Below are 20,245 nucleotides of genomic sequence, written 5' to 3'. Positions count from 1 at the left end.
GCATCACCCGATGAGCTGCCAGCATGAGACGTGTGACCCGATACGTGGCCCTGTTGCGCGCCGTGAACCTCGGCAGCCACAAGAAGATCGCCATGCCCGACCTGCGCGCGGTCTGCGCGGGCCTGGGGCACGACGACGTCCGGACCTATCTGCAGAGCGGCAACGTCGTCTTCTCCACCGCCGAACCCGTGGCCGAGAAGGTCGCCCACGACCTCGAGGAGGCGCTCACCGCCCGGCTCGGCCTGACGACGGAGGTCATCCTGCGGACCACGGACCAGATGCGGGCCCTGGTCGACGGCTGCCCCGTCGAGGTGAGCGACCCGACCAAGGTGTCGGTGCTCTTCCTGCGCGAGGCGCCCGCGCCCGGCTGGCTCGACGGGTTCGACGCCGGCTCGTTCGCCCCGGAAGAATTGTGGACGGCGGGCCGCGACATCTACTTCCACCTGCCCAACGGCACCGGCCGGGCGAAACTGCCGCCCGCCGTCGGACGCCGTCTCAGGACCCCGGCGACCATGCGCAACTGGCGGACCGTCACCAACCTCACCTGACGGGAACGGTCACGGACCGGCGGTACGGAGTATTCCGCCACAGGTTGCCCCGCGAGAGTGGGAACCGAAGGTGCTTGCGCGGGCGGATCGGGCAACAGCCACCACGGGGTGCCGCCGCCCGGGGCGTCTGGGGCGAGGAAATGTGCTCTCAGGGCGTGGAGCATGTCCCCGCCCTGGCCGTCACCACGCTCCTGCTCTGCGGCGGGGTCTTGCATCGGTCAGACAGGTGTCGTGAAGGCGCGTTGAAAGCAGACCGGCTTTTACTGCGGACAGCATCGTCCTCACCAAGGAGATTCCGGTGAACCGCATCGTCCGTTTTCTCGGCCTCGGCGCCACCGCCGGAGCCCTTTCCCTGGCCCTCGCCGCACCTGCCGCCCAGGCGTCCGCCCTGGCTGATCGGACCGCGACCGGCACCATCACGTTCGACATGATGGACTACGAGAACTTCGGCAAGAACGAGCGCTGCCGCTACACCCTCCCGCTCAGCAAAACCGGCCGCATCGGCGGGCCGGCCAGGAGCTTCAAGGCCTGGGCGAAGTGCGGTGGAGAGATCCGCACGGAGATCTACTACCGGCTCCAGTGGGCCGCCTCGGGCATCCTGACCGTCGACAACATCGTCGTCTGGTTCTTCGAGGGTGACAGCGCGGACACTCCCTGGCTGAAGGGCAAGGGGAGCATCGGCACGTTCCTGCTCTGGCCAGGGCAGGCCGCCACCAGGCAGATCCGCGTGCAGAACGACGCCGACGGGCAACCTGACGACCGCACCATCCTGACGTTCACCATGCGCAACTGACAGCGGGCTCCTGGTGCGGCGCGGATCTTGTCAGCGGTGTGGCCGCCGCCCAGACCTCCTGCGTGCCCTACATTCGACCTCAACCATCGGCGGCAGGCGCGGACCTGAGCTCGGCCGCGACCGCCCGCTCCCTGAGCACGGCCGCCTCTGTACGAGCCGACTCCAGCTCCGACCGCAGGTCACCCAGCCGAGCCCGCTCAAGGGCGAGTTCGGCGCGCAACGTGGCGACGCTTTCCTGAACAGCCGCGTGCTCGGCACGAAGCCGGGTCACCTCGGCCTGGGCCGCCTCCCCCGATGTCCTGAGCACGGCCGCCTCGGCCCGGCTGGTGCTCAGATCCGCGGCCAACACGTCGCGCTCCTTATGAGCTGCGGCCATGGCCTGCTCTGACGTGGCCAGCAACCCGGTGACCCGGGACACCTCCGCCTTGGCCTCGGCCGCACTCGCGGCGGCATCGGCCCGCGCCTGATCGGCGGCCTCCGCCCGCGTGACGGCCCGGTCACGCTCGGCCTCGGCCGCGTCGGCCCGCGCGGTCGCCGCGGCGGTCGCCTTCTCGGCGGTGGCCACGTCTTTGCGCGCCTCCAGAACGTCCCGCTGCGCCGCGGCCGCCTTGGCCTCCGCGCGCCGGGCCTTCTTCTCGGCCTCCGTGGCGGCCGCCCGCGCCTCCTGCGTCTCGGCTTCGGCGTGATCGCGCCGCGCCTCGGCCTGTTCTGTACGCCGGCGAGCCTCGTCGGCGGCCTGCTTGGCGACCCGCTCGGTCGCCGCCGCCTCGCGGAGCGCGGCCAGCGCCTGCTCCCGGGCGTTTTCGGCGTCGGTGAACGCGTTGTCCCGCTCGGCGGCCGCTTCTTCGGCGCGCTGCTCGGCCTGCTGGGCGTTCCTGCGCGCGTCTTCGGTGGCGGCCTGGGCCAGGCGTACCTGCTCGAAGGCCTGTTCCCGCTCGGCCCGGGCGACGGCAACGCGGGTGTGGGCCTCGGCTTGCACGGCGCTGAGGCGGGCTTCGACGCCTGCCGGCGACAGTTCGTCGGCCAGCACTTGGGCCAGGGGGGCTATGGCTGCGGCCAGTCCTTTTTCCATGCGCTCGTAGAGCTCTTCGGCGCGGGCCAGGGAGCCGTCCAGGCCAGGGGTGGAACGGCGCAGCTCCCGGGATTTTTTGGCGGCGGCCTGGCAGTCGCTCTCGGGACAGTACTCCTTCGGGCGGCCCCGTCCTTGGCGTACTTCCAAGGGCCTGCCGCAGTGCTTGCACGTCACGAAGATCACCCTAGCATTTCTGATTTTCTGGAAACAGAAAATCAGAAATAGAGATCCGTTGTGTCGGAGGTGTAGATGATCTTCCAACATAATCCTCGTTATGTTGGAAGCTACATGGACGCGGCGACCTGGCATCAGAGGATCCACGACCACATCGTCGCCGCGCACCGGGCTCGGGGGACCTGGCTGTAGGAGGATGACTACGCTGGCCGTCATGCCGCCACACACGGCGCGGCCTGCGGCGGGCTGGACACCGTGCTCGACGATGTGAGCCTGATCATGGTGACTGACCTGAACCGTATGCTCAGGGCGCTCGGTCGTTCGGACTCCACACGTGCCCGGCAGTTGACCGAGATTCTCATCCGCGGCATTTATGCGGTCCGCGACGCGGCGTTATCCGATCGAGCCGCTCATTTCGCGCTCATCGCGCGGCAGACAGGCGCGGACGCCATAGCCGAAGAGATCGCGGAACTGGCCTGACGACCTGGTGGTCGCCTCGATGGGTGCGCTGGAGCAAAGGGCCGGCGAAGCGCGTCATCGGCGTGCCCGGCAACGGGATTCGACTGGTGGCCTGCACGGAACTGGACGGGCACCCGACCTTCGTCTCCCTAGGCAAGGACAACGGCGTGCTTCACCTGCACGACGTCTCCGGGCGGCTGGTACGCGAACTGCGACTGCCGGCCGCCGGGGAGATCACCGCATTCGCCTGCGGGCTGTTCGACGGGCGGCGGGTCGCGGCGATCGGGCGCAGGAATCACACCGTCGCATTGGTCGATCTGGCTACCGGCACGGTGCTGTCCGACAACCACGATGCCCACGCACATCCACTGAGCGGGCTGGCGGTCGCAGACGTGGATGGCGAGTCGGTCGTCGTCTCGGCCGACGACCAGAGCGTGGTGGCCGCCTGGAATGCCGTCGACGCGGAGCCCGCTGACGGACTGCCTGGCGTCGCGGCGGTGCGGGGCTGCTACGGCACCCCGGCCGCGGATGACTGGGTCACCCGCGTTATGTCGATACCCACATCCGCCTCGCCGCCCGGCAGTGCGATCGAAGGCCGAATCACCCGCCCTGTGGTCTTGGACGTCAAGCGCTCCGGCGGACGTCATGTCATCGCGTCGGCATGCGGAATCCGAGTGCACGCACACGATCTGCGCACCGGAGCGAAAACTCTGCGACATACCAGCCCAAACAGGTGTGGCGGTCGCGGTCGCCGTATTGGCCGGTCGTGGCGATGAAGCCGGAGCAGTCGCCGTCGCCTCCTCGTCCACGATCCGCGTGCACTCACTGGCCGACGGCTCGATCGTCAACGAACTGCGCCTTGATCACGGAGAGGGAGTGGAGTCCCTCGCAGCGGCGGAGATCGAGGGGACCGGCTTCGTCGTGTACGTCAACCGGGTGGGCCAGGTGTGTCTATGGGAGCCATTCCCAGGAAACAGGGAGCAGCCGCGTGACACCGGTCAGCGCCGATATGTCACCGGGTTGGAGTCCGCGACGACTGGGTACGGTGACCGCGCGGTGGCGGTGGCGGATTGCGCGAATATCGTCAGCAGCAACATCGTCCTGCCTTATGGAACCAAAGCCGATGACGGCCGGTTGTTCGCCTTCGAGTTGAGTTCGGGCCGACCGGTGGAGGACTTCGAGATCACCCTCCGCGGCGTCGCCGGTATCACAGCGTTCGACGCGAACGGTGACGGGCTCATCGCCATGGGCGGGCTGATGTCCGGCTCGATCTTCGTCTCCGACATGAACGCGCGAGAGGTACGGGAGATCCCCCTCCCGGAGGGGAGCAGCGTGGTGACGCTGGCGTGGGCCAAGGCCAATGATCGTGACGCGATTTTGCCGGCGGGATGGGGGCGATGAGGATATTCCTGCTCGACGCGCACACCGGTGAGCTCATTGAGGACTATGCGACCGGGGAGGGCGGCTGGCCTCTCAAGCTGGCCACCTCAGCGGAGGGATTGCTCTTCTACATTGAGGCGGGCTGCAAGCACATCGGGATGATCGACTTCCGCAATCATGGTGAGGAGATGACGCGGGTGGAGCCCGGCCATCTGGTGCCGGTGACCGCCTGTGAGACTCTCCGGCTGAAGGGTGAGCTGACGCTGATCTCCGGTGACGAGGGAGGTCTCGTACGGTTCTCCAACCTCGCCACTGGAGAAGTCTGGGGTGCCATTCATGTCGGGGCGAGGATCACCGATATCGGAATCGTGCACGACTGCCTCGGCGTCGCCACGACGTCGGGATTGCGATGCTCGACTTTCACCCGTGAGCGCTCTCGTACTGATTAGGTCCCGTCTCACCCTCTACGCGAAGGAATCCGACCCCAGCGCATCGACTTGGTACACAGATCGTGAAAGCGATTGGTCTGTGTCCACGACCGTCTTAGTCCTCGACACGGCGGGCCGTCGGTCCAGGGTGGCAGGCAGTCCCTGCCAGGTCATGAGCGCCGTCCGAAGGCTGTTCACCTCCCGGGTGTGGCCCCCGGAGACATCGTCGCGTATGTGCCGGAAACGAGAGGCTGCCCGTCCGGCGGCCCTTCGCAGCGGATGCGCTCCAGGGCGGAACGGCGTTCTCCCAGCTCGCGGCATGATCATGGTCTACCGGGCCGGCCCGAGCTCAATTGAACTGACAGGCGGGTGAACGCGGAGCAAATCGCGGGAGCGATCCAAGAGTGACCTTACTCACACCCGAAATCGATCAAAGTGCTCCTGACGTCCACTCATCACACCATGTGCATCTTAAGTCACTTATGTCCACTTTGGTCACTCTTTATCTTTTTCTTACCTCCCGGCATCATCCCTCTGTCATCTGACAAGGTCTTAGGTGTTGAGGGGTGTCCCGTGGTCAGGGCGCGAGGCAAGATCGCGGGAACCGCGCTCGCGGTCGTCGTGTCGGTGTTCGTCTCGACGATCGGTGTCCCGGATGGGCTGGTCACGGCCGCCTCCGCCGCCGAGTTGCCGGAGCCGATGACGGAACCTTCGGTGGAGGGCAGGCCTGTCGCGGCAGCGCCGGTTGTCAAGGGCGCCGAAGATGCCCCGGCCGCGCCGCAGCCCCCCGCTCCGGTCTGGCCCAAAGCGGGCAGCGCCGACCTGGTGGTCCCTGCGCCTGGAGCTCAGGCGGTGGCGGTCGCCGGGTTGCCGGTGAAGATCAGCGCCCCCGGCCCGTTGGAGCGTGCCGTCGGCGGGGAGAAGGCGTCAGCCCCAGAGGCCACCCACGAGGGTGAGCGCGCCGCGTCGGCCGCTCCTTCCAAGGTCCGGGTGGAGAGCCTCGGCCGCGACGCGGCCGCGAAAGCGGGCGGTGTCGGTGTGGCGCTGCGTCTGTCCCGGGCCGATGGAGGTAGCGAGCGCGCTCCCGTCACGGTGAGCGTCGACTACTCCTCCTTCCGTAGTGCCGGGAAGCGCGGATCCGCTTCCTTCCTGACGCTGGTGGAGCAGCCCGCGTGTGTGCTCCAGACGCCGCTGACCGACGAGTGCTGGCTGAAGGCCGCCGGCCAGCGGCGGCAGTTGCCGGTCGTCAACGATGTGAAGGCGGGCACGCTGACCGCGGTCGCCGAGGCGGGTTCGGGTGAGTCGGTGCTGGCGGTCGCCCAGGCGGCGGCGGCCACCGACGGTTCGGCCTCAGGGTCGTTCGCGGTGACCGACCTCAAGCCGGCGGGCGACTGGCAGGTGGGTCTGTCGGGCGGGGCCTTCTCCTACTCCTACCCGATCGCGGTCCCTCCGCCGCTGGCGGGCAAGGCTCCTGACCTGGCGCTGAGCTATTCCTCCTCGATGGTCGACGGGATGACCACGCTGACCAACAACCAGAGCTCGGCGGCTGGCCTGGGCTGGGATCTGGAGACCAGCTACATCGAGCAGTCCTTCTACGACTGCGAGGACTGGTGCTGGGACACCGGCTCGGCCGAGGACTACGAGGACACCTCGGTGATTCATCTGACACTGTCGCTGGCCGGGGTGTCCACGAAGATCGTGAAAGACAAGACCAGCGGCACCTGGAAGACGGTCGAGGACCACGGCTGGAAGATCGAGCAGATCGCCTCGGGCGCGGAGTCGGCCAAGCCGTACTGGAAGATCACCACGCAGGACGGCACCGTCTACCGCCTGGGCTACCGCCGCGACGCCAGCCTGCAGATCCCCTACTTCGCGCCGGAGCCGGGGCAGCCATGCCACCAGTACTGGGTGGAACTCGGGGAGGGCTATGCCAGCACGGTGTGCACCGCCCCATACCGGTGGATGCTCGACCAGGAGGTCGACCCGCAGGGCAACGTGATCGACTACGCCTACCAGCGGGGAACCGACGCCTACTGCTCCAACCGGCGGCAGTTCTCCAACTGCTGGCTGGACTACGACACCTCGGCCGTCCTGTCGTCCATCAGCTACGGGTGGAACCTGAACGTGGCCGGCTCGGTCCCCACCGCCCGGGTGCAGTTCGGCCTGAGCTCCCGGGTGATCGGCGGCGACAGCGACCTGCCGGACTGGGATCTGTGCAGCGACTTCTACCCGTGCGGCGACAACATGATGTTCTACCTGGACAAGCGGATCACCTCGATCACCACCCAGGTAGCCGACGGGACCGGGTGGGCCGATGTCACCCGCTATGACCTGACGCACAAGTACATCGAATCCCCCGACGAACTGATGCCGACGCTGTGGCTGGACCAGATCAAACAGACGGGGCTGGCCGGGAACGGCCCGGACATCGCGCTACCGCCGGTGAAGTTCACCTCGGTGCTGCAGGACAGCCTGTGGAACACCTTCGACTACGGCCGCTCCCGCCTGCCGCGCCTGATCGCGATCGACAACGAACTCGGCGGACGGACCGAGATCACCTACGGGCTCCCCTCGGGCTGTGATCTGGAGACCACCAGCGACCCTGACACGCGCGACGATGAGGGCAACGACTGTTACTGGATCTACCAGGGCGAGGTGTGGGAAGGCAACGGCTTCGTCCCGGCCGGCAGCATCTGGCTCAAATGGGTGGTCACCAAAGTAGTCGACAAAGACCTGGTCGGGGGCTCCCCCGACCTGATCACCAGCTACCAGTACGTAGGCACGCCCGGCTGGACTCGGCCCGAGCGTGACCCGCGGTCACTTCCCTCGCTCGTCCCTCAATGGACCAGATACCGCGGTTACCCCACCGTCCGGGTACTCAAAGGAACCGGCACTGATCCCGCCGGGTACACCGCGACCAGCTCCACCTTCTTCCGGGGCATGTACGAGGACCGTATCGGCGGCTTCGGGCTCGCAATCCGCGGCACCCAGGTCACCGACTTCGAAGGCAACACCTTCCCCGACCGCAAGCTCCTGGCCGGAAAGCCGCTGATGGAGCAGACGCTCCGTGTACTGACGATGAGCGGCTCCACCCCCGCGACGTTCTCCGAGGAGGAAGGCGCCCGGTACGAGTACCAGATCGTCAGCTCCGGCAATGGCCCCGACTCTGACGACCCCGCCTACGTCAACCAGACCAGGCAGGTCGGCCGGGAGAAGGTAACCTCGGGCTGGCGCTACAGCGACACGGCGACCACCTACAACGGCGACGCGCTGCCGATCCGCGTCAACGACTACGGTCAGCGCGGCCTGGCCTCCGACAACACCTGCACCGCCACGACGTACGCGAAGAACACCAGCGGCGGGGCGTGGATGATCTCCTACCCGGGCGCGGAAGAGCGCCGCAAGGGCGACGACTGCGCGGCGGGTGAGTTCATGGGCCGCACGGTCACCCTCTACGACGGAGCGACCAGCGAGGCCGCGAACGCGCCCACCAAGGGCAACGCGACCCAGAGCCGCGCCTACACCAGCGCGACCGAGTTCACCTCGACCAAGGTGACCTACGACGGCTACGGCCGCTCCGCCTCCTCGACCGACCCTCTGAACAAGACGACAACCACCACCTACACCCCGGCCACCGGCTGGCCCACGGGCGGCGTCGCGGTCACCAACCCGCTCGGCCAGACGACCAGCACCTGGGCCAACCCGGAGTTCGGCCAGCCGATCGGCACCCGCAACGAGGCCGGGTACGACACCAACATCGACTACGACGCCCTGGGCCGTACCCTCGCGCTGTGGACCCCGGCCCAGCCGAAGAGCGGCGGGGTGGCGGCCGCGACGGTGGCGTACACGATCCCGGTCGACGCCTCCGGGGTGGTGAACGGGCCCGCGCGCACGGCGCTGTCGAAGATCCAGACGGCGAGCACGTACGTGACCACCTACACCTACGACGACGGCCTGGGCCGCGCCCGCGAGACGCAGGTCGCCTCCCCGGCGGGCGGCCGGATCGTCAACGCGACCGTCTACGACTCGCGTGGCCTGACCTCGGCCACCAGCGGGGCCGCGCACAACAGCGCCGCGCCCGGCAGCGGGCTGCTCAACGCGGCGATGACGACGCTGCCGCAGTGGACCAAGCAGACCTACGACGGCGTCGGTCGTGTGGTCGTCTCGGCCGACATGACGGGCTCGAGCGAACTGCGGCGCACGACCACGAACTACTACGGCGACAAGACCGAGGTCATCCCGCCGGTCGGCGGCAAGACCGTCAGCTACACCGACGCCGAGGACAAGGTCACCAAGATCGAGGAGTGGCTGACCGGCGCGGGCACCGCCCCCGCCGCGATGCAGGGCCCGGCCCTGATGCAGGCGGCTGCGGGCACGTCATCGGCGAACAAGGCCGTCACCGGCCGCACCCTGCTGGACGACCGCACGACCGTCGACTCCCAGACCTTCCGCAACCCCGACGGCACCTTCACCACCGAGTACTCCTCCGGTCCCGTCCGGGTGAAGCAGACCGACGGCAGTTGGGCGGCCATCGACACGACCCTGGTCGAGGTCGGCGGTGTGCTGAGGCCCAAGGTCTCCGCCGCGACCGTCGAACTGTCGGCGGGCGGGCAAGGCACCCTGGCCCGGCTGGAGGGGATGTCCGGCGAGCGGTTCGCCCTTCAATGGCCCAGTTCACTGCCCAAGCCGCAGGTCAACGGCAACGTCGCCACGTACGTGGACGCGGCCGGCCCCGGCGCCGACCTGGTGATCACCGCGCTGAGCTCCGGCTTCCGGCACGACGTGGTGCTGCGCAAGCCCCCGGCCGGGGCGATGGAATACCGCCTTCCGGTCGTCGCCGAGGGCATGACCCTGACGGCATCGGCCCAGGGCGCGCTGGCGCTCAAGGACGGCAACGGCAGAACCACCGCCTCGGCCCCCGCGCCGATGATGTGGGACTCCAGCGGCAAGCGCGGACGTACCGGGAAGATCTCCACCCAGGTCGTCAACGACAGCGGCAAGCAGGTCCTGGTGCTGCGGCCCGACCCGGCCTTCCTGGCCGACAAGGCCACCGTCTACCCGGTGACCGTCGACCCGACGACCACTCTGCCGAACCTCACCGACACCTGGATCGGCACCAGCGGGCCGGACGGATCCGACGTGCAGTCCGACCCCGACCTGTATGCCGGTAGCTACGAGAGTTTCCCCGGTTTCCGGACCTACGAGCGGACCTACCTCAACTTCAACACCGCCTCGCTGGCCGGCACCACGGTGACCGACGCGACGCTGATTCTGCGCAAACTCGCCGCGGACGGTTGCGGCGACACCAACTCCGGCATCCGCGCCCAGCGCGTCACCGGAAGCTGGACCAGCGGCGGCATCACCTGGTCAGGGCAACCGGCACTCGCCACGACCGACCAGGTCACCACGAAGGACACTTCCTGCTCCCCCACCGGCACCATGAGCTGGAACGTCCTGCCCTTCGCCCAGGCCTGGGCCTCCGGCACCGCCAACTACGGCATCATGCTGCGCGGCGTCGACGAGACCACCAGCCGGCCCCTGTTCGACCGGGGCTTCCACTCCAACGAGACGACCTCCGGCTCACAGAACAAGCCGTCTCTGGCGGTCACCTACACCCCCGCAGGCTCGACCCCGGGCACGGCCGGTCTCGCCGTCGCCCCGTTCCGGACCGTGTCCGGGACGACCACCGCCACCTCACTGACCCCGCAACTGGCCGCCACCGTCAGCGACCCCTACGGCGGCACCCTGACCGGGGAGTTCGAGGTCGAACACGACCCATCAGTGCCCGCCCAGGGCAGCGGCCAGATCTGGACCGGCAGCGCCGCCGGGATCACCGCGGGCCAGTCGGCCGCGGTCGTCGTCCCCGGTCTCCAGCAGGGCTGGCTGGTGCGGTGGCGGGCCCGGGCGGTCAACCCAGGCCAGTCCACCGCATCGGCCTGGTCGTCCTGGCAGACCCTGCGCATCGACCCGACCGCCGCGCAGGCGCCCACCTCCACCCCGATCGCCCACTGGAAGTTCGACGGCACCGGCGGCGAGGCGACCGGAACCTCCGGCCGCACCGCCACCCTCGGCGGGACCGCCGCCTGGACGACCGGCGTGTTCGGCGGAGCACTCGAGGCCGGCGGCGGAGCCAACAGCGCCTCGACCCCGACATGGGTGATGCGCACCGACCAGTCATTCACGATCTCGGCCTGGATGCGGGTCGAGAACGCCAACGGCTGGTACGAGCCCATCCGCCAGGAGGGCACCAACAAGCCGCCCTTCTACATGGGCATCAACCCCAGCGGCCAGCTCCAGATGGTGCTCAACGCCAGCGACACCGCCGGCGCGATCGCCTACGGCACCTGGTCGGGCAGCTATCCGATCAAGCGCTGGTTCCACATCACCGGCGTCTACGACAAGGCCAACGGCCGCGTCCGCGTCTACCGCGACGGCGTCGAGCAGGGCAACAACACCGTCCCGATGTCCGGCTTCCAAGGAAACGGCCAGGTCAAGTTCGGCGCCAACTACACCGGCCAGATCGACGACGTCCGCGTCTACCAGAAGGTCCTGACCGCCACCGAGATCGCCGCCATCGCGGCCGGCTCCCCCGCACCCGACCGCACCCCCATCGCCGACCAGTTCGGCGCGACCGGCACCACCACCCTCACCCCGACCCTGTCGGCGCGCGTGTCCGAGCCGGGCGGCCAGGTGGTCCGGGCGGAGTTCCAGGCCGAGCACGACGTCACCCAGGTGTGGACCGGCGCCAAGGACAACATCACCTCCGGCACCACCACCACGATCCAGATCCCGTCCGGCACCCTGCAGGACGGCTGGGAGATCCGCTGGCGGGCCCGCGCGGTCCGCGGCGACACCTCCTCGGCCTGGGGCGCCTGGCAGACCTTCACCGTCAACACCCCCAAACCCACCGTCAGTGCCCTCCAGCTGACCCCCTCCACGGTGGTCGGCGGCCAGAGCGTGACCTCGACCGTGACGCCGCAGCTCAAGGCCACCGTCACCGACCCCGGCGGCGCGGCGGTGCGGGCCGAGTTCGAGGTCGAGCAGCCCCATGGCACCTCGGCCTGGACCGGCAACCTCGCCACGGTCGCCTCCGGCGCCCAGGCCTCCATCACCGTCCCGTCCGGCGAGCTGGTCGACGGCGTGGCCGCGCGGTGGCGTGTGCGGGCGGTCAACCCGAACGGCAACGTCGCCGGGGCCTGGTCGTCGTGGCAGGACTTCGCCATCGACACCCCGGACCCGACGATCGGCAGTCTTCAGACCGACCCTTCCGTGGTGTCCGGGACAGACACGCTGACGCAGACCCTGACCCCCAACCTGCGCGCGACCGTCGCGGAACCCGGCAACGGCCAGGTCAAGGCCGAATTCGAGCTGGAACACGACGGCCAGCAGATCTGGACCGGCGCCTCCGGCGCCGTGGCCTCGGGTGCGGTGGCATCCGTCGGGGTGCCGTCCGGGGAACTGAGCAACGGCTGGACCGTCCGCTGGCGGGCCCGCGCCGTCACCGTCGCCACGGCGGCCACCTCCGGGTGGTCGGACTGGCAGACGGTGAAGGTGCAGACCGAGCCGATCGACCCCGCCCCGGCGGTCGGCGCGCTGCAGATCTCCCCGTCCGAGCTGATCGCCGGCGAACGCGTCACCACCAGCATCACCCCGACCCTGGCCGCGCAGGTCAGCGACCCCGCAGGCGGGACACTGCGGACCGAGTTCGCGATCGAGCACGACGGCACCCAGGTCTGGACCGGAGCCGACGCCGATACCCCCGCCGGCCAGCAGGCCTCCGTTGTCGTCCCCCCCGGTGAACTGACCGACGGCTGGACCATCCGCTGGCGCGCCCGCGCCCTGAACGGCACGATCGCCTCCGACTGGTCGGCGTGGCAGGACGTCCGCATCGACCGGCCCGACCCCACGGTCAGCGACCTGTCGGCCACCGAATCACTGACACCCGAACTCAAGGCCAAGGTCGTCCACCCCGACGGCGGGACGCTGAACGCCGAGTTCGAGGTCGAACACGACCCGTCGGTCCCCGCCCAGGGCACCGGCCAGATCTGGGCCGGCACCGACAACGACGTCCCCTCCGGGCAGACGGCGACGGTCGCGACGTCGGCGATGACCGAAGGCTGGAAGGTCCGTTGGCGCGTCCGCGCCGTCACCGCCGACGTCGGGGCCTCGGCCTGGTCGGCCTGGCAGCCGCTCACCGTCACCGACGGAACCTCCATCCCGACCGTCACCGGCCCCCGCACCCAGCCCGCCGACTTCCGCACCCTCACGCCCGCGCTGATCGCGACCTTCTCAGCGGCGCAGAACCAGGTCGGCGGCGAGTTCCAGGTCGAACACGACCCGACCGCCACCGGCCAGGGAACCGGGCTCATCTGGTCGGGCGACGTCACCGGCGCGACCTCCGGCAAAGAGGCCGCGGTGACCGTGCCGTCCGGGCTGCTGCAGGACGGGTGGAAGATCCGCTGGCGCACCCGCGCTGTGCGGGGAGCGGCCGCCTCGGAATGGACCGCATGGCAGAGCGGCACAGCCGACGCGCCGGAGTTCTACACGACGACATTTGAGTACGACCTGCTTGGCAACATGACCAAGCAGACCGACGCCAACGGCAACGTGCGGACCTTCACTTCTGATTTGATGGGGCGCCGCATCGCCAGCACCGATCCGGACTCTGGAGACTCGACATCGGGTTATGACGCGGCTGGCCAGTTGCTCTGGACGATCGACGCCATGAACCACAAAACGTCTTATGTCTACGACGAGCTCGGACGGAAGACGTCGGCGTGGTCAGGCGAGCCGACAGCAGGTACGAAGATCGCCGAGTGGAAGTACGACTCTGTCCAGGTCGGCCAGCTGACCTCCGCGACTCGCTATGTCAACGGCAACCCATATGTCAGCGCAACGACCGCCTACGACAACATGGGCCGATCCACCGGATCGTCAATCACGATCCCGAACGTGGAAGGACTACTCGGCGGCACCTACGCTTTCGAATCCAGCTACACCCCGGCGGGCCAGGTCGGCACCTACACGATGCCTGCGGTTGGAGATCTGGCCAGGGAAACGGTCACTTCGACGTACAACGACCTTGGTCTGGCTCAAGGGCTCACCTCCGACCTGGCTGGCGGCTTCACCTACGTGAAGTCCACTACCTACTCTTCGACGGGATTCCTGTCAGAACGCGAGTACGGCTCGGCGGGCAAGATCAAACGCTCCATGACCTGGGACACCAGCACCGGCTGGTTGAGCAGACTCACGACCGACAACGACACCGCCGCGCCGGGCCTCGCTCAAGACGATCAATTCTTCTACGACCCCACCGGCGAGATCACCCGTGTGCTCGACGCGGCCTCAGCAGTCCCTGGTTCGACAGTCGGGCAATCGGAATGCTTCTCCTACGACGGTCTGTATCGCCTGACCTCGGCCTACACCACAACGGGGAACACTTGTACAGCGGCTCCTGACGGGCTCGGCATCGACCCGTACAACGAGAAATACGCATACGACCAGGTCGGCAACATCGCGGCGTTGACAAGGGACGCTCAGACCTCGACATATGCCTATCCGCCCAAGGACGGCGAACTCCCCAACGCCGTCCGCACCGTCACCCACCCAGGGGGGATGGACACCTACGGATACGACGCCGCGGGACAACTCATCAACCGTACCGATGGCGGCTTCGAGTGGAACGCCCAAGGCCAACTCATCAAGGCCACCGTCGACGGCTCTGACACCTCGATGGTCTACGGGGCCGACGGTGAACGTCTGATCCGGCGCGAGCCCGGGGGGGAAGTCACCCTCTACCTCGGCTCGATGGAAGTCGAGGTGACCGGCGACGAGATCAACGCCACCCGCTACTACGACTCCCCGGACGGTGCAACGGCGGCGATGCGCTCGTCGGAGGCAGGGCTGAAGTGGCTGATGTCCGGACTCCACGGCAGCGCCCAACTCGCCATTGATGACGACAATGGCGCGATCAGCCGCGAACGCTATCTCCCCTTCGGCGACCGCCGAGGCGCGGACGATCTGGACTTCACCGACAGAGGCTTCCTTGGCAAGACCGAGGACGAGTCCACGAGCCTCACCTATCTTTCGGCCCGCTATTACGACCCGAGCCTGGGTAAATTCATTTCCACCGACCCCCTGCTCGACCTCAGGTTTCCGCAGTGGGCAAACGCATTCGCGTACTCCGGTAACAACCCCATCGGCATGTCCGACCCGACGGGACTTAATCCCGACGCCGGCGGCGGCACCTATGGCTGCACGACCGTCGCGGCATGCGCGGCAAGCAATTACGACGTCTGTATTCAAAAATTCGGAAGAATCGCCTGTGCGGATGCGAGGGCCGATCAATCCGAGGCAGGCTCCAACAGCGCCGAAGACGCGTTTCTTGACGCGCTCAAACTGGTCGGCAAACTGGCTATCGCAGCGCTTGGATTCGAAAGCGAACTGAATTGCCTCCTCAAGGGCGACCCGGCGGCATGCGGAGATGCGGCTCTGAACGTCCTGGCCTCCGTCGCGGGAGGCCTTGCGGGAAGGCTGATCAAAAAGTACGGCTTGCCCTGGGAATGGAAAGAGGCATTCAAGGTCGGCAAGAAGCTCGCGAACGCAATCGGGGATGCGATTGGAAAGTTCAAGAGCTGGGGCAGGGCTGAAAAGCGTGCGCTTGCGGATCGAAAAGTCTCCAAGGGCATCAACGCCACCTGCGGAGTAACTAATAGTTTCGTCGCCGGTACCCTGGTCCTGATGGGTGACGGTTCGTATAAGCCCATCGAACGCGTCGAAGACGGCGACCGGGTGGTGGCGACCGACCCGATCACCGGGAAAACCGCATCCCGGCTAGTGATCAACGCTCGCAGCAACCGAGGGGAAAAGCATCTAGTCCGCATCTCTACCGACGACAGGACCAGCTCCCTCACCGCTACCGAATCGCATCCATTCTGGACGTCGGACGGTCGCTGGTTCAACGCACAGGACCTTGAGCCTGGCCAGTTGCTGCAAACCACCGGGGGAAGTTACGCCCGGATCGGTTCGGTAAAGCCGGAGACCCGATTTGACCTTCCGGTCTTCAACCTCACCGTTGACGGTGACAGCACCTACTACGTGCTCTTCGGTGGATCTCCCGTTCTCACCCACAATTCTGGCTGTACCCTTGGCTGGGTATTCAACGTGCCCAAGGGGCCCGGAGTCTACACCATTCACCTGAAAAACGGGCAAAAATACGTCGGAATGTCAACGGCGGATATTAGCGGCAGGGTTTCCGCTTCCATGAGCAAGGGGCATGCCGTAGGTTCCAGAGGGTTCGGCATTAACGATGTCGCCAGCGTCACTTGGATGACCCTTCCGAAGGGCGTGAAGAGCAGCGTTGCCCGCCGTGTCGAACAAACGGTCATGGAGGGATGGAAGAAGCAGGGCGTGAAGCTTCTCAACCGTAGAGACCCAGAAATCGACACCTCTCCGGGCGACTACTTCAACTGATAGAATCAGCGGAATGGGGCCGGCTGTAGGATAGTTCCCCCTAGCAGTGGACGCCATCCTTTTATGGCTTCCAATTTGAGTCTGCAAGTAAATCTCACATGGAGTCAACATGGGTACTTGGGGTGCCAGCCTCTTTGGTAGTGATTCAGCTCAGGACTTCCTCGACATCGTAGCTTCTATGAGCGAGAGCGAACGGCTGGAACACGTTATCCAGATATTCGAGGAGGCCGATCGCTCGGGCGATTCATCTACCGCCGAGGTGACTCCCGAAGAGATAATCGCAGCGGCATCGATAGTCGCCGGGTCCCTTCCGGGGGGTGAGTTCGTGCTGCTGAGCGATGACTATGAAGGTCTTTCCGATATTGCATTCTCATCGGTATCGCCAGCTGTCCGGGATTCGGCGCTCAGAGCGCTAAGCTCTTCTATTCCCCCAGGTGGATGGTGGTGGAATAGCTGGGTAGACCCGGAAGATCGAGCACAAATGGAAGGCGCGATCGAAAGAATTCGCGCCGTACTGAATACCGGGGCGTGATCACACGCCCGGACTTCCCTGCTAGGGCCGCCTGGCGGCTGAAGCGGGTGGCGATCCAGACGACGGGTCCCAGCCGTCATAAGGCAGCATCGCCAGCAGGGTTGCCAGCCGGGAGGCGTTCAGCGTCTTTTCGTGCTCGATCGGTATCCCGTTCCGGGGATACCGATCGTGGCGCGGAGTCTCTGTCCGGCCTTCACTGAGCCTTTTTCATCCTCGGGCGACTCGGTGGTTTTGAAGGACGGCGATGGCCTTGACCAGGTGACCGGCCTTGGATGGGCTGCACCGTAACCGGTGCAGGATGCGCCAGCTTTTGAGCTGGGCGTTGGCGCGTTCTCCCGGTCCGCGTAGCCGGGCGTGAGACCGGTTGGCCGCCTTCTGCGGTTCGGGTTTGTTCTTGCCCTTGTACGGGGTGATCACCACGGCCGCTTCCTTGTGGATGCCCTGGTAGGCCGTGTCGGCCAGGGTGAGGATCCCTCCCGTGCGCAGGTGGCGCGGGATGCCCCAGATCCAGGCGGCGGTCAGGTCGTGGGTCTTACCCGGTAAGGCGCCCGACGTCCACACCAGCTCACCGCCGAGACCGGCGATGACCTGGATGTTCATCCCGTTCGTGCGATGTTTGGCCGAGTAGTACGGCCGGTCGGCCCGCACGCGGTCGGTACGGATCAGGGTGCCGTCCAGGATCAGGTGCCGCAGCCCGTCCTTGCCAGCCCTGCGCCGCGCGGCGGCCAGTTTCGGGGAGCGGGCCGACAGCAGGTTCACGACTTCCCGCACATACCGCCAGGCGGTTGCTCTGACACGCCGAACCCTGCTGCGAGCTGGTCGAACGTCTCGCCCTTACGGAGATGGACCAGCACCAGGAGTGCATGACGGCCGGGATTGAGCGCCCGCCACACCGACCTGATCGCCTTAAAGTTTGTCCCACGATGAATTGGTTCGTTCATGGATGGAATCGATGAGCTAGTAGCAAGGGCCAAGGACGGCGCCCTGAACGATGAGGAGCTCGAGGCGGTGGCCCGCAGGCTGGAGGCTCGGCCACCGCAGTCTTACAAGTTGCTTTACGTCCTCGCCCGCTCCGGATATAGACCTGGAGAAGATCTGATCGCAAGCTTTCTGGAAAGCCCAGAAGATCCCATGTTGGCCCGTCTGGCACTACAGACTCTGTGTGACCAATGGGGGCTTGCTCACAAATACATGGAGCGACTGAAAGACTTTCTCCAAGGAGTGGAATGGGACATTTTTGATGAAGTGAAGCAAGTCGCCTGCTCGGCCGCCGGATATGTTCTCGCGACGGAGAGTAAGTGCGATTTGCTGACCCTTCTCATCAATATCGCCGTCGGAGACTCCAGTGATCTCACCAGAATTTGCGCCGTAGAAGCACTGGCCTCTGCCCTCGGACGGCCTTCCATGGGAATTCCACGGGGAGAGGTTGATGAGTGGCAGGAAGACGTCGTACTTTCGGCAATGTTCAGAAGAGATGCAGAGTACGGCTAGTTTGACAGCAATCGGATGAATTGCCCGCAAATCGTCTCGAATAAATTGCGAGATCGCATACGAAAGCACAGTGGGTAGTTGCGCTAGAGGGCTGGTTCCCAAGTAGCTGTGGCGAGTGAGTGTGACACGTCCGGAACGAACTCTGTGAATGTGAGGCCAAAGCAACCAGGGCGCATGCGTGCAGGAGATCCGTCGGACGGTCCACCGCCGGCGGCGCCGTGAGAGCATCGGCCGCATTGAAGGAGCAACCGACCAACCCCTGACGTCGAACGCCCTAGCGATCACCTGCGGTGATCAGTCGGGTGCTCCCAACGTACTGGAGCATGACGGGCCTCGCGCTCCAGAAATGAGGGAGAGCGCCGTGTCCGGGCTGCCCACGCCGAATGAGCCGTGCCCTGCATGAGTGAGGCCGCGGCCACTGGATCACCCTTCAACGTGTTGTCCCAGTGTTCGGTGCGCAGGCATATGGCGTATCGCCGCGACTCCATGACCACCACATAGCTACGGCGACCGCGCCGGAAACCATCGATTGGGGCCAGCGGTCGGCCGCGACTCTGCGAACACTCGACGCCGACGGATGCCGCCCGTGCCCAGCTCTATCGTGAAGCGCCGCACAGACTCCAGTGACATCAACTCTGCGCCGCAGTGACAGAAAAGTTGCGCCTCCGTGCCAACAATTCTGCGTCCCTGATCGAGGAGCTTCCTGGAGCAGTACAAGCTTCCCCTGGTTGGACCAGTAGTGCCCTTGCAATCGCGCAGCTGGCCCGCGTCGGGCGATCACATGCCAGTGACATCAACTCTGCGCTGCGGTGACAGAAAATCTGCGCTGCAGTGTCAACAATTCGGCGTCAGGCCACAGGACTCGGCTTGTGGTGGCGTCTGCCTCTCCAGAGGTCCGTCACGAAGATCGCAGGTTCAACGAGCGACCTTCGACCCCCACTTATGGTCGTGTGGAGAGCTGCACCTCGGTCGGGCGACATCGCAAAAGTGATGAAAGATGGCATATTGACGCTAGGGCGGGCCCGTGATCGGTGCGAGTGACAAAAAATCGGCGTTCGTAGTGTCATTAATTCGGCGTTCTACAGGCGCGCAGGCTGTGCGCGGTCACCGCCTCGGCGTTGGGAACATCCGCGCGGACGGCCAGGCCTGCGACGATGACGTTCACCGACTCGCCGGTCAGCGAGGGGCCGATGATGCCGTGCCGGTCGATCCGGCGCAGCAGCCGCCCGCCGCCGGGGGCGGTGTCCTGGCCGTCCGCGGCCGCGGCCTGATCCAGGATGTGCAGCCAGTCCCGGCAGACGATGACCGGGTCGGTGAGCGGGTGGCTGCCGCGCGGGATGGCGACGATCTGCCCGGCGGAGTTCTTGTCGGTCTTGGAGGTGCCGATCCGTACCTCCAGGCCGTCCCTGACCTCGCGGACGTCGGCGCGGGTCAGCGCGACCAGTTCGCTGCGCCGTCCCATCAGGGCCAGGCCGAGGACCAGCAGCAGCCGGTCGCGCAGCCCGGTCACGGTGCCCAGATCACAGACTTCGATCATGGCGCGCAGGTCGGGGATGGTCAGTGGCGGCGCCTGGCGGCGCCCGTTGCCGGCGGTGGCGCGGCGGCGCTTATGGGCGCGCAGGGCCAGCCGGGCGGCCTCGGTGTCGGGCTGGCCGCGGTGGCCGGACAGCCGGTGCATGGTCCGGATCGCCGAGATGGCCTGCTCGATGCTGGCCGGGGCCTGGTCCAGGGCACACAGCGCCGCGGTGTATTCGGCCAGCGTGTGGCTGGTGGCTGGGAGCGGCAGTCGGCCCTGGTCGGCGCACCAGGCGGTGAAGGCGGCCCACTGCCGGGTGTAGGCGCGCTGGGTGTTGGCCGGCACGCCCTCGGCGATCAGCGCCCGGGCGGCGTCGCTGA

Annotated in this window: 11 protein-coding genes and 1 pseudogene; 9 read left to right on the top strand and 3 right to left on the bottom strand. The window is 66.7% G+C overall.

What is annotated here, in order from left to right:
* Positions 1–32: 32 nt before the first annotated feature.
* The gene (locus tag AW271_RS36815) at positions 33–548 is read left to right on the top strand and encodes a DUF1697 domain-containing protein (protein WP_062342764.1); all 516 of its coding nucleotides are present in this window, start codon (positions 33–35) and stop codon (positions 546–548) included.
* A gap of 298 nt (positions 549–846) precedes the next feature.
* Positions 847–1,341, top strand: coding sequence for a hypothetical protein (locus AW271_RS36810; protein ID WP_062342762.1), 495 nt, complete (start codon positions 847–849; stop codon positions 1,339–1,341).
* A 79-nt stretch (positions 1,342–1,420) separates the two neighbouring features.
* Here the strand turns inward: AW271_RS36810 and AW271_RS36805 are convergent, their stop codons facing one another.
* A complete protein-coding gene (locus AW271_RS36805) occupies positions 1,421–2,587 on the bottom strand; it encodes a coiled-coil domain-containing protein (RefSeq protein WP_245653381.1) in 1,167 nt (388 codons plus the stop codon).
* Between the two features lie 255 nt (positions 2,588–2,842).
* Between AW271_RS36805 and AW271_RS36800 the strand changes: the two genes are divergently transcribed.
* From AW271_RS36800 to AW271_RS39245, 6 genes are all read left to right on the top strand, one after another.
* A complete protein-coding gene (locus tag AW271_RS36800) occupies positions 2,843–3,067 on the top strand; it encodes a hypothetical protein (protein ID WP_062342760.1) in 225 nt (74 codons plus the stop codon).
* Positions 3,068–3,090: 23 nt separating this feature from the next.
* Positions 3,091–3,822: a WD40 repeat domain-containing protein gene (locus tag AW271_RS40425; RefSeq protein ID WP_157555018.1), complete on the top strand. Its 732-nt coding sequence runs from the start codon at positions 3,091–3,093 to the stop codon at positions 3,820–3,822.
* Positions 3,782–4,447: a hypothetical protein gene (locus AW271_RS36795; protein WP_062342758.1), complete on the top strand. Its 666-nt coding sequence runs from the start codon at positions 3,782–3,784 to the stop codon at positions 4,445–4,447. The genes AW271_RS40425 and AW271_RS36795 overlap by 41 nt, the downstream gene beginning before the upstream one ends.
* Complete coding sequence (locus AW271_RS36790) at positions 4,444–4,875, top strand: hypothetical protein (RefSeq protein WP_157555015.1); 432 nt, start codon at positions 4,444–4,446, stop codon at positions 4,873–4,875. Before AW271_RS36795 ends, AW271_RS36790 begins: the two co-directional genes overlap by 4 nt.
* Positions 4,876–5,427: 552 nt before the next feature.
* On the top strand, positions 5,428–16,326 hold the full coding sequence (locus AW271_RS36785) for a DNRLRE domain-containing protein (protein ID WP_169806458.1): 10,899 nt from the start codon (positions 5,428–5,430) through the stop codon (positions 16,324–16,326).
* A gap of 109 nt (positions 16,327–16,435) precedes the next feature.
* Entirely contained in the window at positions 16,436–16,858 is a 423-nt protein-coding gene (locus AW271_RS39245) for a DUF4259 domain-containing protein (RefSeq protein ID WP_083977775.1), read from the top strand.
* A gap of 207 nt (positions 16,859–17,065) precedes the next feature.
* On the opposite strand, the pseudogene AW271_RS36780 reads toward AW271_RS39245, so the two are convergent.
* Positions 17,066–17,766, bottom strand: a pseudogene (locus AW271_RS36780) (transposase family protein); the annotation flags it as partial.
* 31 nt (positions 17,767–17,797) lie between these two features.
* On the opposite strand from AW271_RS36780, the gene AW271_RS40415 reads away from it, so the two are divergent.
* The gene (locus AW271_RS40415; protein ID WP_157555003.1) at positions 17,798–18,349 is read left to right on the top strand and encodes a hypothetical protein; all 552 of its coding nucleotides are present in this window, start codon (positions 17,798–17,800) and stop codon (positions 18,347–18,349) included.
* A gap of 1,066 nt (positions 18,350–19,415) precedes the next feature.
* Here the strand turns inward: AW271_RS40415 and AW271_RS36775 are convergent.
* Positions 19,416–20,245: site-specific integrase (locus AW271_RS36775; protein ID WP_062342752.1), on the bottom strand; the 830-nt coding region annotated here is incomplete at its 5' end.

The sequence above is a fragment of the Herbidospora sakaeratensis genome (genome assembly GCF_001570525.1).
GTDB classification, from domain to species: Bacteria; Actinomycetota; Actinomycetes; order Streptosporangiales; family Streptosporangiaceae; genus Herbidospora; species Herbidospora sakaeratensis.
Note: the sequence above shows the minus strand (reverse complement) of the source record. Positions and strands in the feature narration are given on the sequence as shown.

Excerpts from the sequence above, each read along its gene's own strand:
- AW271_RS36790 (WP_157555015.1), top strand. The coding sequence starts at position 4,444 with ATGAGGATATTCCTGCTCGACGCGCACACCGGTGAGCTCATTGAGGAC.
- AW271_RS40415 (WP_157555003.1), top strand. The coding sequence starts at position 17,798 with ATGGATGGAATCGATGAGCTAGTAGCAAGGGCCAAGGACGGCGCCCTG.
- AW271_RS39245 (WP_083977775.1), top strand. The coding sequence starts at position 16,436 with ATGGGTACTTGGGGTGCCAGCCTCTTTGGTAGTGATTCAGCTCAGGAC.